Origin of the sequence: Algoriphagus resistens (assembly GCF_001442615.1) — a bacterium.
Classification (GTDB): domain Bacteria; phylum Bacteroidota; class Bacteroidia; order Cytophagales; family Cyclobacteriaceae; genus Algoriphagus; species Algoriphagus resistens.
Genome location: NZ_LMXN01000012.1, coordinates 133794 through 147979 on the forward strand (window position 1 = coordinate 133794; position 14186 = coordinate 147979).

At 41.9% G+C, this 14186-nt stretch carries 16 protein-coding genes and 1 tRNA gene; 6 read left to right on the forward strand and 11 right to left on the reverse strand.

Translation table 11 applies throughout. The features are described from left to right. The first annotated feature begins 2 nt into the window (after nt 1–2). From AS141_RS19040 to AS141_RS19050, 3 genes are all read left to right on the forward strand, one after another. Nucleotides 3–992 (forward strand): Kelch repeat-containing protein, encoded by a 990-nt coding sequence (locus AS141_RS19040; RefSeq protein WP_057939287.1) that lies wholly within the window; start codon nt 3–5, stop codon nt 990–992. Nucleotides 993–1086: 94 nt separating this feature from the next. Then, a complete protein-coding gene (locus AS141_RS19045) occupies nt 1087–2166 on the forward strand; it encodes a sensor histidine kinase (protein WP_057939288.1) in 1080 nt (359 codons plus the stop codon). Next, on the forward strand, nt 2163–2900 hold the full coding sequence (locus AS141_RS19050) for a LytR/AlgR family response regulator transcription factor (protein WP_057939289.1): 738 nt from the start codon (nt 2163–2165) through the stop codon (nt 2898–2900). Before AS141_RS19045 ends, AS141_RS19050 begins: the two co-directional genes overlap by 4 nt. Nucleotides 2901–2981: 81 nt before the next feature. Here the strand turns inward: AS141_RS19050 and AS141_RS19055 are convergent, their stop codons facing one another. The 11 genes from AS141_RS19055 to AS141_RS19105 form a co-directional block, all read right to left on the reverse strand. Further along, nucleotides 2982–4181, reverse strand: coding sequence for a phosphoglycerate kinase (locus AS141_RS19055; RefSeq protein WP_057939290.1), 1200 nt, complete (start codon nt 4179–4181; stop codon nt 2982–2984). Nucleotides 4182–4304: 123 nt separating this feature from the next. Then, a complete protein-coding gene (locus AS141_RS19060; RefSeq protein WP_057939291.1) occupies nt 4305–5270 on the reverse strand; it encodes an L-threonylcarbamoyladenylate synthase in 966 nt (321 codons plus the stop codon). Further along, the gene (locus AS141_RS19065) at nt 5271–5942 is read right to left on the reverse strand and encodes a tetratricopeptide repeat protein (RefSeq protein ID WP_057939379.1); all 672 of its coding nucleotides are present in this window, start codon (nt 5940–5942) and stop codon (nt 5271–5273) included. It abuts the gene before it with no gap. 83 nt (nt 5943–6025) lie between these two features. Continuing rightward, nucleotides 6026–6463 (reverse strand): acyl-CoA thioesterase, encoded by a 438-nt coding sequence (locus AS141_RS19070; RefSeq protein WP_057939292.1) that lies wholly within the window; start codon nt 6461–6463, stop codon nt 6026–6028. After that, nucleotides 6463–7014 (reverse strand): NUDIX hydrolase, encoded by a 552-nt coding sequence (locus AS141_RS19075; protein WP_057939293.1) that lies wholly within the window; start codon nt 7012–7014, stop codon nt 6463–6465. The genes AS141_RS19070 and AS141_RS19075 overlap by 1 nt, the downstream gene beginning before the upstream one ends. Then, the gene (locus tag AS141_RS19080; RefSeq protein WP_057939294.1) at nt 7001–7609 is read right to left on the reverse strand and encodes a hypothetical protein; all 609 of its coding nucleotides are present in this window, start codon (nt 7607–7609) and stop codon (nt 7001–7003) included. The genes AS141_RS19075 and AS141_RS19080 overlap by 14 nt, the downstream gene beginning before the upstream one ends. Continuing rightward, nucleotides 7602–9524, reverse strand: a complete 1923-nt coding sequence (locus AS141_RS19085; RefSeq protein WP_057939295.1) for a RecQ family ATP-dependent DNA helicase — start codon at nt 9522–9524, stop codon at nt 7602–7604. Before AS141_RS19085 ends, AS141_RS19080 begins: the two co-directional genes overlap by 8 nt. Further along, a complete protein-coding gene (locus tag AS141_RS19090; protein WP_057939296.1) occupies nt 9525–10298 on the reverse strand; it encodes an enoyl-CoA hydratase/isomerase family protein in 774 nt (257 codons plus the stop codon). It abuts the gene before it with no gap. A gap of 487 nt (nt 10299–10785) precedes the next feature. Then, nucleotides 10786–11361 carry a DUF3575 domain-containing protein gene (locus AS141_RS19095; protein WP_057939297.1) on the reverse strand — a complete coding sequence of 192 codons (576 nt, stop codon included), beginning with the start codon at nt 11359–11361 and terminating at the stop codon, nt 10786–10788. A 35-nt stretch (nt 11362–11396) separates the two neighbouring features. Next, nucleotides 11397–11831: a GNAT family N-acetyltransferase gene (locus tag AS141_RS19100; protein WP_057939298.1), complete on the reverse strand. Its 435-nt coding sequence runs from the start codon at nt 11829–11831 to the stop codon at nt 11397–11399. Next, on the reverse strand, nt 11800–12789 hold the full coding sequence (locus AS141_RS19105; RefSeq protein ID WP_057939299.1) for a PhoH family protein: 990 nt from the start codon (nt 12787–12789) through the stop codon (nt 11800–11802). Before AS141_RS19105 ends, AS141_RS19100 begins: the two co-directional genes overlap by 32 nt. A 107-nt stretch (nt 12790–12896) precedes the next feature. On the opposite strand from AS141_RS19105, the gene AS141_RS19110 reads away from it, so the two are divergent. The 3 genes from AS141_RS19110 to AS141_RS19120 all read left to right on the forward strand — a co-directional run bounded on the left by AS141_RS19110 (nt 12897) and on the right by AS141_RS19120 (nt 14136). Then, complete coding sequence (locus tag AS141_RS19110; RefSeq protein WP_057939300.1) at nt 12897–13667, forward strand: SAM hydrolase/SAM-dependent halogenase family protein; 771 nt, start codon at nt 12897–12899, stop codon at nt 13665–13667. Next, nucleotides 13667–13966: a putative quinol monooxygenase gene (locus AS141_RS19115; RefSeq protein ID WP_057939301.1), complete on the forward strand. Its 300-nt coding sequence runs from the start codon at nt 13667–13669 to the stop codon at nt 13964–13966. Before AS141_RS19110 ends, AS141_RS19115 begins: the two co-directional genes overlap by 1 nt. 88 nt (nt 13967–14054) lie before the next feature. Further along, nucleotides 14055–14136: transfer RNA gene (locus tag AS141_RS19120), tRNA-Leu, on the forward strand. Nucleotides 14137–14186 lie beyond the last annotated feature (50 nt).

Sequence of the window (14186 nt, forward strand, 5' to 3'; positions counted from 1 at the left end):
TTATGAAACAAGTAAACCGGCTTTTATCAACTCTGGCGACATTGATTATGCTAGTACCACTCTTTTCCTGTCAGGATTCAGAAGATACTACCACAGAAGGAAACTGGGAGCGAAGATCCTATTTCGAAGGCAGTAGTCGATCTAATTCCTCATCATTTACTGTTGAAGGCCGGTATTTTATAGTTGGCGGCTATTCCGGCGATGAATATACACGTGACCTCTGGGAGTATGATGCCACACTGGACGCATGGTCTAGGAGAGCGGATTTTCCAGGTGTTCCCCGATCAAATGCGGTAGCATTCGCCATAGGATCCAAGGGATACTTTGGGACTGGCTATGATGGAAGAAATCGACTTGAAGACTTCTGGTCATACGATCCGAGTACAGACACCTGGACTCAGGTGAGTTCTTTCCCCGGTACACCTAGATACGGTGCAGTGGGATTTGAATTGGCAGGAAAAGGTTACATAGGTACTGGATTTGACGGAAGCGAACAGAAGGATTTTTGGCAGTACGTACCGGAGACAGATACCTGGAGTTCATTTATCAGTATGGGCGGAGCAAAACGATCTGGAGCATTTGTCTTTGTGATAAATGATGTAGCCTACATCGGCGGTGGTGTCAATAATGGGCTGTATGAATATGATTTCTGGGCCTTGGATGGATCGTCTGAAACATGGACACAAAAGCAAGACTTAGATGAAGATGATGATTACACCATAAGCAGAAGCGAAGGGGTTGGATTCAGCATAGGGTCACTAGGCTACGTAGCAACCGGAACCCAAGGGTCTTTGCTTTCGGAAACTTGGGAATACGATCCTATAATGGATGACTGGGTAGACAAAACGGCCTTTGAAGGAACAGCCAGAACCGGGGCTTCTGTCCTTTCTGACGGCAACAGAGCTTTCGTCTTGCTTGGAAGTAGTTCCTCTTTACGATTTGATGACATCTGGGAATTCCTACCGTTTGAAGCATCAGACGAGGAGGATTGAGCCCGGCCTTTAATATATCTTAAAACAATTCGTCATGTTGTTATGGAAATAACTGACTCAGTTTCATTTGTAACTTAATTCAACTCCAAGACGAATGAAGCAAAGGAAACTATTGATAGGGATCGTGCACCTGCTGATCATCGGGGTGCTATTATCCCAATCAATCCCTTCTTTCACCAGACCAAATCCCGGAGGAAATGTAATAAATATCAGTCTGACCAACATCAACCTGGTACTTTTTTACATTCTTAACATTGCTATATTAATACCCAGATTTGTTGAAAAACGTTCCTATAGCAAGTACTTTGTAAGTGTTCTAATTCTATTGCTAGCCTCGCTTAGTATTCACCACTTGATCGATTATTACCTTTGGGATCCTGATCAGATGATCCCAATAAAGCATAGGTTCGATGAAAAAGGGGGCTTCCCAAAGCCGCAGGGCTTCCAATTTCCGCTCAACCCTTTTTTCTTCCGGACCATATCATTCACGTTCCGGTACTTTCTGCTAATGGGATTGGGCACAGCATTCGAAGTACTTCTGCTTTTCGACAAGGAGCGCACAAGAAATGACGAAATGGAGAAGGAAAAGGCTATTGGTGAGCTCAATTTCCTAAAAACGCAGCTAAACCCACATTTTCTCCTGAATGCTTTGAACAACATTTATGCGCTGGCACGAAAAAAATCTGAAGACACCACCAATGCTATTTTACTCCTTTCGGATATTCTGAGGCATGTACTCTATGAAGCGGGAAAAAACAAAATCTCTATCAAACAGGAAGTAGACTTCATCCGCAATTACATTAAAATGGAGAAGTTAAAATTCAATGAAGAAAATGCCCCGAATATAAACTTTAATGTCAGCGTGCGTAACGGGGACTTGCTTATCGAGCCGCTTATCCTGATGACTTTGGTTGAGAATGCATTCAAGCATGGAGTTAGTTACCTAACTCCTTCTTTCATCCTTATTTCACTGGAGGAAAATGAGCTTGAATTAAAATTCTCAGTAATCAATAGCACGTCGAAGAAATTTGAAAACCAAGAGAAAAAAGAACATGTTGGACTGGGAATCAAAAATCTGGAAAACCAGATGGAACTAATCTATCCGGGTAAATACTCCTTCAGGCAAAAACGAGAAAACAATCTGTTCAAAAGCTTTCTCACCATCAAAAAATGAATTATAAATGTATAGTGATCGATGATGAAACACTCGCCATCGATGTAGTAGAAGATTACATTACCAAATTCCCTAATTTGGAGTTGGTAGGTACATTCGACTCTCCATTAAAAGCGATGAATACAATTTTGACGCAGGCGGTGGATTTGATATTCTTGGACATCAACATGCCAGATATCAATGGAATCTCATTTTATGAAAATTTACCTGTCAAACCGAAGGTGATTTTCACCACTGCCTATAGTGATTTTGCTGTGAAGGGATTTGAAATCAACGCTGTTGACTACTTAGTGAAGCCGTTCAGTTTTGAAAGGTTTTTCATGGCTGTAAATAAGCTTATGGCAGCAGGAGTAAATATGCCTATGCCCCTGGCTTCTTCGTCAAATTTCACATTAAATGATTCTCAGGACTACATTTTTGTGAAATCTGAATATTCCTCAATCAAAATCAACCTAAAAGATATTGTAGTCTTGGAAAGCTACAAAGATTACGTCAAAATCCACTTACTGAACGAGCCGAAGCCGATTTTAACCTTAAGCAGTATTAAGCATTACGAAACTTCCCTCTTCTCAAAAGGCTTTGTAAGAGTACATAAGCGTCACATTATCTCTATTGACAAAATCGAAAACATCAGTAGAAACCGGGTTAAGATGAAGACCAAGGAAGAGTTTATTCTAATCGGCGCCAGCTATAAGGAGTTTTTCTACGAACTGGTTGTGAATAAAAACCTGTAAGGTTACCGAATAACCTTCAATCAAAAAAGGGTGGCAAATACAATATCCGCCACCCTTTTTTCCAGCACTATTTCCTAATCATTAAGGTTCCAACGCAGCCACACCCGGAAGTACTTTGCCTTCCATATGCTCAAGCAATGCTCCTCCGCCTGTGGACACGAAGGACACATCATCGGCAAAGCCAAACTTATTGACAGCTGCAGCAGAGTCACCACCACCGATAAGAGAGAATGCTCCAGCTTTTGTCGCAGCAACTACGGCCTCGGCAATCGCTTTTGTCCCTTTGTCGAAAGAGGACATTTCAAAAACACCCATTGGGCCATTCCATAGAATTGTCTTTGATTTCATAATTTCTGCTGCGAAAAGCTCACAGGTTTTTGGCCCGATATCCAAGCCCATCCAGCCGTCAGGAATTTCACCCTTATTAGCCATGCCCTGCTCTGCATCGTTTGCAAAAGCTTTGGAGATGACTGTATCCACAGGAAGAATTAGGTTAACGCCTTTTGCTTTGGCCGTTTCCATCAGCTCAAGTACAAAATCCATTTTATCTTCTTCTAGCAATGAATCTCCTATAGTTCCTCCCTGCGCTTTGGCAAAAGTATAAGACATACCGCCACCGATGATCAGTGTATCTACTTTGTTTAGCAATTGCTCGATTATCAAAATCTTATCTGCAATTTTAGCGCCTCCCATGATAGCTGTATAAGGACGTTCTGCATTGCCCAGAACTTTATCAGCATTTTTTAGTTCTGAAAGCATCAAATAACCGCAGACTTTATCATTGAAAAACTGTGCTATCACAGCTGTAGAGGCATGAGCCCTGTGTGCTGTACCGAAAGCATCATTGACATAGACATCACCAAGCCTGGAAAGCTTTTCAGCAAAATCCTTATCTCCTTTTTCTTCTTCTTTATGGAAGCGAAGGTTTTCAAGCAATAATACTTCTCCTGGCTTCAAACCTTCTGCGATCATTTCCGGTTCACGTCCGATGCAGTCTGGCGCAAATTTCACTGGTCTCTCCAGTGCTTTTTCCAGTGCTACTACGATGTTTTTTAGAGAAAACTTATCCTCCGGACCAGATTTAGGTCTACCCAAGTGAGACATCAAAATTACAGATCCGCCGTCATTCAATATCTTATTGATGGTCGGCAATGCAGCCTGTATTCTCGTATCGTCAGTGACATTCAATTGATCATCCAATGGAACATTGAAATCAACTCGGACCAGTGCCTTTTTTCCCTCAAAACTGAGGTTATCTACATTTTTGATTCTAGGATTCATAAGAAAGGTTAATAGCTATTGATAAAATTGATTGGTAAAAATCTGGGTGAATTTATCAAAGATTACGGCAAAAATCGACTTTCAGGCTGGATCAATTTGCTAAAAATGTAATTGAAATTTGTTTTACCTCTTGGTTGCAGCCCGCCTCAAGCGGTCATTTATAGCTTTACCCAGCCCTTTATCAGGCATAAGCTCCGCCAAAATCACTGTGGCATTGGACTCATCCAAACTTCTCATAGCGGAAAAAAGATGCGTCGCCGCTTCCTTCAAATCGGCACGGGGGCTTAGTAAAAGTTGATTATTCATTGGGATTTCCGGAAACGTTTGTGCCAAAGAAAGTACAGCAAAGTCAATTCCCTGTCTCTGATGTTCGGCTATCAATGTTTCCAGATCACCTAACAAAAAAGTTTTGGATGGAGCATAATGGCTTTCCAGCAGACCCGGAGCTTGAGGATTGGATGAGCTATGGCTTTGTAGTTTTACTTGTCCTACAATACGCTCGACTTCGGAAATTTCCAAACCTCCAAGCCGATAAACTACAATTTCATCACCTTCCATTCCCACAATTGTACTTTCTAAGCCCACTTTGCATTTTCCGCCATCCAGAATGTAAGAGATCTTCTCCCCAAGCTGTGCATCAACGTGCTGAGGAGATGTCGGACTGATGTAGCCAAATGGGTTTGCACTGGGCGCTGCCAAAGGGAAGTCTACTTGAGCGAGCAATTCCAATGTCAAGGGATGATCAGGAACACGTACTGCCACACGATCCAAGCCAGAAGTCACGATATCCGGAATGTTATTTTTTCTCGGAAGCAGTAAGGTAAGTGGACCAGGCCAAAACTGTTCGGCAAGTCTGCTGAGTGCTGTGGGAATATCAACAACATAGTTTTCGACTTCCAAAAAAGAGGCAACGTGAATGATCAGCGGATCAAAACTAGGGCGGTTTTTTGTCTCAAAGATTGACGCTACTGCCACAGGATTCAGGGCATTCCCCGCCAAACCATATACTGTTTCGGTAGGAATAGCAACTAACTTCCCTGCATCAAGGACTTTTTTTGCCCGCCATATGTCCTTTCCTATTGCTGCCATTTACTTGCAAAAGTCGTCTATCCAAGTTTTGGCTTCGGTATAACCAAGCTGTAGCGCCATCTTCAGATCAGCGCATCCTTCTTCTTTCTCAGCTTCTCCCAACGCAGACATTCTTGTCACCCCTAGCAAGTAATACGCAGCCCCGTTATTCCCATCTAAATTAATTGCATCGTTCAACGCTTTCATTGCATTCCCCGGATCATTATTTCCCAAAAGTGCTTTTCCGCGGTTGAAATGAACGAGTGCCTGGTTTGGTTCTACTTGCAGTGCCTTGTCAAAATCCAACAATGCATCTTCGTATTCTTCCATACCTAGCAATGCCAAGCCACGATTGTAATAAATATCAGTTTGAGATGGATCCAGCGTTGTGGCCATGTTGTAATCAGAGACCGCATTTTTGAAATTTTCCAGTTTCAGATTGGCATTTCCACGGTTGAACCAAGCTTTGTAGCTGGAAGAGTCAGCGTCAATAGCAGCAGTAAAGACAGGAACAGCCTCTTCAAACTTCTCCTCCTGAAAAAGCGCAGCACCTTTAGCATTCAGTGCTTGCCCATTTTCCGGGTTGATCTCAAGTACCCGATCAAAAAGCACTATTGCCTCCTTCCAGTTCTGAGCATCCATTTTCTGAATTCCCGCCTGAACCAATTCCTCTTCGCTAGGGCTACAACCCATCATTCCTGCCATCAGCAGGGTAATTATCCAAAGTCTTTTCACAGCTTAAATTTTGCGCAAAGATAAGGAATACGTCCTTGTTTTTAGGATTTAGGATGAAGTTTTACCCTGTAGTTTTCCGGAAGTGCCACAGGCTTCATTGTTTTTATATCGACAGCTACAAGTATGCATTTGCTTTTTGCAAAAGTGTAAGGCTTTCCTTCTTTTGTTTCCCCCACCAAATATTGTTCAAGGTCAAAGGAAGTAGTCCCTATTCTAGTACATTCCACCAAAGCATTGACAATATCGTCAATATGGATTGGCCTGAAATAATCCATTTCTAACCTACCGACCACTACTCCTATTTCCATCACATTCCAATTGCATACTTGCTGAATGAATACCGCCCGTGCATGTTCAAAATAATTAAAATACACGCCATTATTGACATGCAGGTAGGCGTCAATATCTGAAAATCGAATCTGGATAGCTAAGGAAAAATCAATCTCTCGCACCAATTGCGAGGGGTCAGGGATGATCATCAAAGGAGAATTTCTGATTTACTGGTCTTCTCAAGCATACGCAGAATAGAGGGATTGTAGCCAATAACATCCTGCACAGAATCAAAAGCCACCCAAGCCAATGAAATACTTTCATCGCTTTTGGTCAAGGGCTCGTAAAGATCTGCTTCCAAAATGTAGCGCACATCGTAATGAAAATGCTCTGGCACATGCGGCCGCTCCGGAATAATGTGTTTATCCAGGTCAAAAATAGTTTTATCCACAAATGCCAAACTCTTCAACCCACTCTCTTCATTCGCTTCCATCATAGCTACCTCCAGTAGATCCTCATTCCCATCGGCATGACCGCCTAGCTGTAACCATCTGCCTAGTTTGCGATGAAGTGTAAGCAAGGTGTGCGTACGCTTACGGTTTACAACCCAAGCAGAAGCTGTAAAATGCCCTTCCAGCCGCTCTCTGCCATAGGCCAGAGGATCCTCGGTCAAATCCAAAAAGTCCTGAATAAAGCCAGCCTCCTCTTCGTATGGTGTCCGATATCTTCCTAACTGACCTCTTAAGTTAATTCTGTCCATTATGGGTTGCTTCAAATAAATAATCAAGAAATTGATCGAAAGGTTCTGGATCCCGGTACAGCCTATCTGAATAAAATGAAGCTAATACCTTGAGGTAGTTGGGCTGGTTATTTACGCTGATTTTCTCAATAGAAATATTGCCATATAACTGAGAAATCAATTCATCATTTGCAAGTTTCTTTAGCGGAGGCTTGAAGTAAAACTTATCAGTGACCTTCACCTGCTCGTTTACTTCTTCCATTTTTCTATCCAAACTCACCTGTCTATACCCCAAAGCTAAAACTCGCTGCGCAAAAGCCAAGAAAAGAAGAGAAAATGTTTCATCATCTAAAGGATCGTCATAAGTGATCGCAAAACCTCTGGCATACTTCGAATCCAATATATGAATCTGAGGACGTTCCTCAATCTGTATACTTTTGAAATAGTATGACTTGGAAACCTTAGAAATCAGCTCTTTGCCTTCTGCTGAATTCATCCATTGTTTTGCCTTGGCAATTTCCTGATTCTTCAACTCAATATTCTCTTTATGAATCATCGGACTTTTCTCCGATGACTTGAAAACCTTGTTAAATAAATCGTCAAGAAAATTACTCATGAGTTACAATTGCATAGCTGCCGGAAGTGAGAAGTGTAATATATCCCTGATCTTGCAAAATGCGTAATACCCTGAGGTTTTTTTCAGCTAAAGGCAGACGAATCCTTTCGAATAGCTGCTTCTCTGTCAACTCACCGTTACTTTTTAATGCGTCAAGAATCTTGTCCCTAAGCTCATTTTCTGCCTTTTCAGTATTTGTTGACTTTCTATTTACAATGCAAACATCACACACCCCACATTCCTGCTCTGTATTTTCACCGAAATATTCTTGGATAAACTGTGTGCGACAAAGATCATTTTGCTGCCCATACGCGACCATGCTCTTAGCCTTTTCCAAAGTCAAGGCCCGTCGAAGCTCTATTCTTCTAAAATTAAGAGGCAATTTCCCGGCATCATACCGCGGCGTCAAAAAGGTAATCTGGGGCTTATCCTTACGCTGATCATATACCATCACTTCGAGTTGCTCAAGTAGTTTGAGTGATTTGACCAGCTCATTTTCATTGATATTCAGTGATTTGGCAAGCTTTACTTCTTGAATTTTTATGTATTCTGAGAAAACATTTCCTCCGTAGGTTCTCATAATAATTTTTACCACAGGATCCAACTTTGCATAAGCGATCTGAATCTCATACAACTTTGATGGATCCACTGTAAAATGAATCTTGGAAGGGGAATAATAGCTCTCGCTCAACGCGATAAAACCTTCTTCTTCCAATAATTTCAACGCATAAAAAGTCTCTAAAACCTCCAATTCATAGGTGTTTGCAAATTCATTCCACTCAAAGTCAAAACTGCTCAGCATATTGCTGCCAACTGCGATTCGATAATAATTGGCCAGGCATTGATAAACACGCTTTACAAAGACTATAGGTGGATAAACTAATTCTGCACGCTTTAAAACTGTTTCAAAATCCTGCTGATTTGCAAGCAGAACTCCATAAGCTTTCTCTCCATCACGCCCTGCCCTTCCTGCTTCCTGATAGTAGTTTTCTACATTTTCAGGCAAATCACTGTGAATCACTACCCGCACGTCCGGCTTATCTATCCCCATTCCAAAGGCATTTGTACTCACCATCACGCGTACTTCATTCCTCATCCAGGCATCTTGGCGTTTGGCCCTTTCTTGCATGGACAACCCTGCGTGGTACGCTGAAGCAGAAATCCCCAACTGCCCTAAAGCCTTAGCAATCTGATGGGTACTCTGTCGATTTCTCACATACCAGATCGCTGTGCCATCGATCCGACTGAGTATTTCCAATCCTTTCTCAAGTTTATTTTCTATAATCCTCACACTGTAGCTGAGGTTTTTTCTGGCAAAGCTCTGATGGAATTCGGAGGGCTTTTTCATCTCAAGCTTATCCACGATATCCGCGCATACCTGCGGAGTGGCTGAAGCTGTCAATGCCAATACTGGAACTTTTGGATGATATGGACGAATCAGAGCTATTTCCAGATACGGCGGACGGAAATCATATCCCCATTGGGAAATACAATGAGCTTCATCCACAGCGATCAGATTGATTTTCATCTGGCGAAACCGCTCTACAAAAAGCTCCGCCCTCAGGCGTTCAGGAGAGACGTACAAAAATTTGTAGCTCCCATAAATACAATTATCCAGCGTCCGGTCAATCTCACGATAGCTCATGCCAGAGTAAATCGCAGCGGCTTTTATCCCCTTTGCCTTTAGCGCATCAACCTGATCTTTCATCAACGCAATTAGCGGGCTCACCACCAGGCAAATCCCTTCATGGGTCAGGGCTGGTATCTGATAGCAAAGTGACTTTCCCCCGCCTGTTGGCAAAAGCGCAAGTGTATCCTTCCCAGCCAATACTGACTCGATGATTTCTCTCTGGACAGGCCGAAAATCTGCATGTCCAAATACTTGATGAAGGATTTCAGTAGCTCGGCTTAGCATTTACCAATCTGGCGTAGTTTTATTTAGAAAAGCAGCAATTCCCTTTTTGCAATCCTCATGAGACCTCGCAGCAGCATTCATCTGCGCTGCAAGCTCAAGCGATTTATTTCTATTTTCCTGATTTAGCTCTCGCAAAAGCATCTTAGTTTTCCCCATAGAAAATGTGGAATTTTGAGTGGTAAGTTTGGCGGCAAATTCATGCACGGATTTTTGCAAAAACTCTTCAGGTTCCACTCCAGTGATCAATCCTAATTCGGCGGCTTTGGTAGCAGAAATAAACTCCCCGGAAAGTAACAATTCCTGGGTCTTTGCTGCTCCGATCTGCTCTTGCAAAAAAACAGAAACCAAAGCTGGAACAAATCCTATTCTCACTTCTGTATAGCCAAAAAGTGCATCTGGCACCGAAAAAGCGAAATCACAGACTGTTGCCAATCCACACCCTCCCGCCAAAGCATGTCCCTGAATCTGAGCAATCACTACCTTTGGAAGACAATAAATCAAATTGAACAGCGCCATTAACCTGTGGCTATCCTCAAGATTCTCCTCATAAGAAAAGTCCTGAAGCTGCTGTAAATAAGCCAAATCCGCACCTGCACAGAACGCTTTTCCTGTTGATCGAAGCACGATGACTTTTACTCCTTCATGAGCATTCATCCTCTCAAAAGCCTGATGAAGTCCCGCTATCACCTCCGGACTAAGCGCATTGCGCTTTTCTGGCCTATTCAGTGTGATGAATCCTATTCTTTCATTAATCTCTGTGAGTACTGCGCTCATTTTCTTAGCGGGTTGGGTTAGGGATCAAGTTAGTTTCAATAGCAGGCTTTGCAAAATCAAAGTCAGAAAACTATTCCATCAGCTAATGAATCAACAGCCAAAGAACCAGAAATAGGCACATCAAACCAGTTTCCTCCAAACCAAAATTGTATTGATTTGGGAGAAACTAGCAATTTTAGAATTTTGTCTTTCGAAAAAACTTAAGATCGGGACCGATAAACCCTTCAAATCAGATAAAAAAAGAGCCCAATCAGGCTCTTTAATAACTTTCATCTGTTTATTATTGTTTTAAATGGTCAGATGGAATCTTTGACGATTAAAATAATCATTGCCCTGTGTGTTTTAGTGATGATTTTAATCGTGTCGATTTCATAAGACTATATTTTGTCTTTTATAGGTCACATGGAATCTCGCATGGTTGATAATTGTATAATCATCCCGGTGTGTGTCGTTTTCGACATGCTCGATTTCATAGGTGATGATTCGCTTAGAATCGATAGCCTAGGCTAAAACCACCGTTTAATTCTACATCACTAAATCTATCCGAAACTTCTGAACTAAAGTTTCTAGCAATACTAAGATAGGGGCCAAAGGCGAAATTATCAGAGATTTCCCACTTATACCCTACACCGGCACCAAATATAAAGGCTGTCATATCTGTAGTATCAATGCCTGTAGATGTAAGGTTGTCAGATGGTTCTTCAAAGTCTCCAAACCTTATTTTAGCAAAAGGGTAAATATAGATTCTTCCGTTTTCACCGTTACCAAAGTAAAAGTTCATTGCTGTCTGGATAGAATTGGTTTTATATTTTTTACCATTTTTCTGGTTGTTGAACCCAAACCTGTCATTGATCATTAACTGGAAATCCAAGGAGTGATCCTGGCTCAGGTATCGTTCATATCCTATTTCTACAGAACCTAACCAGATCAAGTTTAGAAAATTCAGCTTCACTTCATTAGTGAAGTCACCTGTTCTTTGACTACTAGATGAGACCACTTCTTGAGCCATGCTAGCAGAGATCAATCCGCAAAGCATTGCAAGAGTAAAAATTGTTTTTTTCATATTTGTATAATTAGTTGAGGAATATCTCGCAATTCTTAAGCCAATTGCATTTTATAATGCCAGATATTACACTCTTCAAATGACTCTCCTATTTTTTCAAAACCAAATTTTGAATAGAGCGGGACAGCTGTAAGCTGCGCATGCAGGTATTTTATCTTCCCCTTAGTATCTGGATTTCCTCCTATATCCTCCAACACAGCCGCTACCAGTGCTTGCCCCACCCCTTTTCCACGAGCCTCTTTCAATACGGCAAATCGCTCCAGCTTTATTCCATTTGAAGTAACTCTCCATCTTGCTGTGCCGACCGGCTTATCATCAAGGCAAGCGAGAAAGTGCTTGGAAATGCTTTCAAACTCATCGTACTCCTCTTTTGGATCTACTTCTTGCTCTAGTACGAACACCTGTTCTCTGATCCAAAAAGCAGACTTTAGCTGATTGTCACGGGTTATTTTTTCTACTTGCAGACTCATTTTTTTCTTGTTCTCTTTGATAATGGTCTTTCTCATAAGCTTCAATTATGGATTTTACCAGTCTGTGTCTGATCACATCTTTTCCACTGAGATTTACAATACCGATTCCTTTTACGTCTTTTAGGATTTTTAGTGCCTCGGATAAACCGCTTTTTTGTCTCACAGGCAAATCGACCTGCGTCTGATCGCCAGTGATCATCACCTTTGAATTTGGCCCCATCCGGGTCAGGAACATTTTAATCTGCTCACTGGTAGTATTCTGTGCTTCATCCAGCAAAACAAACGCATCATGGAGTGTTCGACCACGCATGTATGCCAATGGAGCAATTTCTATGACACGGGTTTCCTGATAATACTTAAGTTTTTCAGGCGGCACCATATCCTGAAGTGCATCATAAATTGGGCGTAAATAGGGATCCAGTTTTTCCTGGAGATCACCCGGCAAAAAGCCAAGATTTTCTCCGGCTTCTACCGCAGGTCTGGTGATAATAATGCGTTTGACTTCTCTGTTTTTCAAAGCTCTGACTGCCAAAGCAACTGCTATGTAAGTTTTGCCGGTTCCCGCAGGCCCCAAGGCAAACACCAGATCATTTTTCATCGAAGATTCCACAAGCTTCCTTTGATTGGCTGACTTAGGCTTGATGACTAATCCCTTATTACCAAAGACAATTACCTGATCACGATGGGCTTCCTCGAAAGGAACTCCCTCTACATCCAGGTAATCTTTTACATTCTCCGGAGTGATGTGACCAAATCGATCTATATGTTCAAGTAAAAGATTGAGAACATCGTTAATCCTCAGGATTTCAGGTGCTCCACCTTGGATTCTGATCTCATTACCTCTGGAAATAATCTTACTTTGAGGAAAGGCAGCGGCAATTTGCCGGATATTCTCATTGGCTTCCCCTAAAAATTCTGTCAAGGGGACATTTTCTAATGTGATTACTTTTTCGACCAAACTATTTCTATTGATTAGATTTTCATTGAAGGTAGAAGAATAAAATCTTTATTTTTGTTCCCATCCCTCCTAAACAAAAGTACATAAATTTTAATTGACTTGCTTCTATGGCATTGGTGACATTCCTCTCAGATTTTGGGGACAAAGATTACTACGTACCGGCGGTAAAAGCTAAAATGCTTGCCGTAAATCCACAATTGAACATCATTGATATTTCTCATAATATCGATGCATTTGATATTGCCCACGCTGCATTTGTGCTACGCTCTACTTTTAGGGATTTCCCGAAAGGAACAGTACATTTAGTTTCTTTAAACACAACAGGGAGCATTACGCATGGATACATCGGTGTGAAACTGGAAGAACATATTTTTATCGGCCCAAACAATGGAATCCTAAGCTTGCTGGCCGATCATGAACCCGGCATTATGGTCCAGTTTGCAGATATTCACCTGAAGGATTCAACCTTTCCTACCAAAGACATTCTAGCGCCTATAGCTGCGAAAGTAGCCAGTGGGGCTGCTATCCATGATTTCGGAGGGCCGCTGAAAAATTTTCGAAAGCTCATGTCCCGCCATCCAAAGGCCACCCGGGAAAATATTATCGGCCACGTACTTCGCGTGGATCGTTATGGTAATCTGATCACAAATGTCAACAAAGCCATTTTCGACAAGTTGAACCCAGGCAAATTTTCGATTGAGTTCGGAAGAGAATCTGTATCCAGACTACACAAGGGCTACGATCAGGTGGAGCCTGGGGATTGTTTCGCATTCTTCAATAGCCTGGACTTATTGGAAATCGGAATCAACCATGGTCATGGAGCAAATCTACTTGGTTTGAAATACGATAGTGTGGTGTATATAAACTTTGAAGCCTGATGCTGATCAGGGTGGTACGGATGACTTTCAGGCCGGAGGGAGTCGAAGGCTTTCTTGAAAATTTCCATGCAAACAAGAAATCCATCAGAAATTTTCCGGGATGCCATCACTTGGAACTATGGCAGGATGAAAATGATAAAAATATTTTCATGACCCATAGTCATTGGAAAAGTGAGGAGGTACTAAATCAATACCGTGATTCTAAGCTTTTTAAATCCATTTGGAGTTTTACTAAAGCCCTTTTCTCAGAGAAGCCACAGGCCTTCAGCTCAAAAAAACTGGAAGAAGTAGAAAAATGAGTTTGTAGAAAAAATTTCTTTCCCCATCTTTGCATCCCGTTATGCAAGTGACGGAGCCAAGTCAGGTGTAAGGCCAGACTTACCGAAAGCCCAGATGGCGGAATCGGTAGACGCGTTGGTCTCAAACACCAATGCCGCAAGGCGTGCCGGTTCGACTCCGGCTCTGGGTACAAAAAACCTCTTCAGATGTAAATTTGAAGAGGTTTTTGCATTTTTTCAG

Bases quoted from the DNA above. Each gene is read 5' to 3' on its own strand.
- AS141_RS19065 (WP_057939379.1), bottom strand. From the start codon at position 5,942: ATGGGTTGTAGCCCTAGCGAAGAGGAATTGGTTCAGGCGGGAATTCAG.
- AS141_RS19115 (WP_057939301.1), top strand. From the start codon at position 13,667: ATGCTGATCAGGGTGGTACGGATGACTTTCAGGCCGGAGGGAGTCGAA.
- AS141_RS19040 (WP_057939287.1), top strand. From the start codon at position 3: ATGAAACAAGTAAACCGGCTTTTATCAACTCTGGCGACATTGATTATG.
- AS141_RS19100 (WP_057939298.1), bottom strand. From the start codon at position 11,831: ATGAGTCTGCAAGTAGAAAAAATAACCCGTGACAATCAGCTAAAGTCT.
- AS141_RS19045 (WP_057939288.1), top strand. From the start codon at position 1,087: ATGAAGCAAAGGAAACTATTGATAGGGATCGTGCACCTGCTGATCATC.
- AS141_RS19080 (WP_057939294.1), bottom strand. From the start codon at position 7,609: ATGAGTAATTTTCTTGACGATTTATTTAACAAGGTTTTCAAGTCATCG.
- AS141_RS19050 (WP_057939289.1), top strand. From the start codon at position 2,163: ATGAATTATAAATGTATAGTGATCGATGATGAAACACTCGCCATCGAT.
- AS141_RS19055 (WP_057939290.1), bottom strand. From the start codon at position 4,181: ATGAATCCTAGAATCAAAAATGTAGATAACCTCAGTTTTGAGGGAAAA.
- AS141_RS19075 (WP_057939293.1), bottom strand. From the start codon at position 7,014: ATGGACAGAATTAACTTAAGAGGTCAGTTAGGAAGATATCGGACACCA.
- AS141_RS19090 (WP_057939296.1), bottom strand. From the start codon at position 10,298: ATGAGCGCAGTACTCACAGAGATTAATGAAAGAATAGGATTCATCACA.
- AS141_RS19110 (WP_057939300.1), top strand. From the start codon at position 12,897: ATGGCATTGGTGACATTCCTCTCAGATTTTGGGGACAAAGATTACTAC.
- AS141_RS19070 (WP_057939292.1), bottom strand. From the start codon at position 6,463: ATGATCATCCCTGACCCCTCGCAATTGGTGCGAGAGATTGATTTTTCC.
- AS141_RS19085 (WP_057939295.1), bottom strand. From the start codon at position 9,524: ATGCTAAGCCGAGCTACTGAAATCCTTCATCAAGTATTTGGACATGCA.
- AS141_RS19060 (WP_057939291.1), bottom strand. From the start codon at position 5,270: ATGGCAGCAATAGGAAAGGACATATGGCGGGCAAAAAAAGTCCTTGAT.
- AS141_RS19095 (WP_057939297.1), bottom strand. From the start codon at position 11,361: ATGAAAAAAACAATTTTTACTCTTGCAATGCTTTGCGGATTGATCTCT.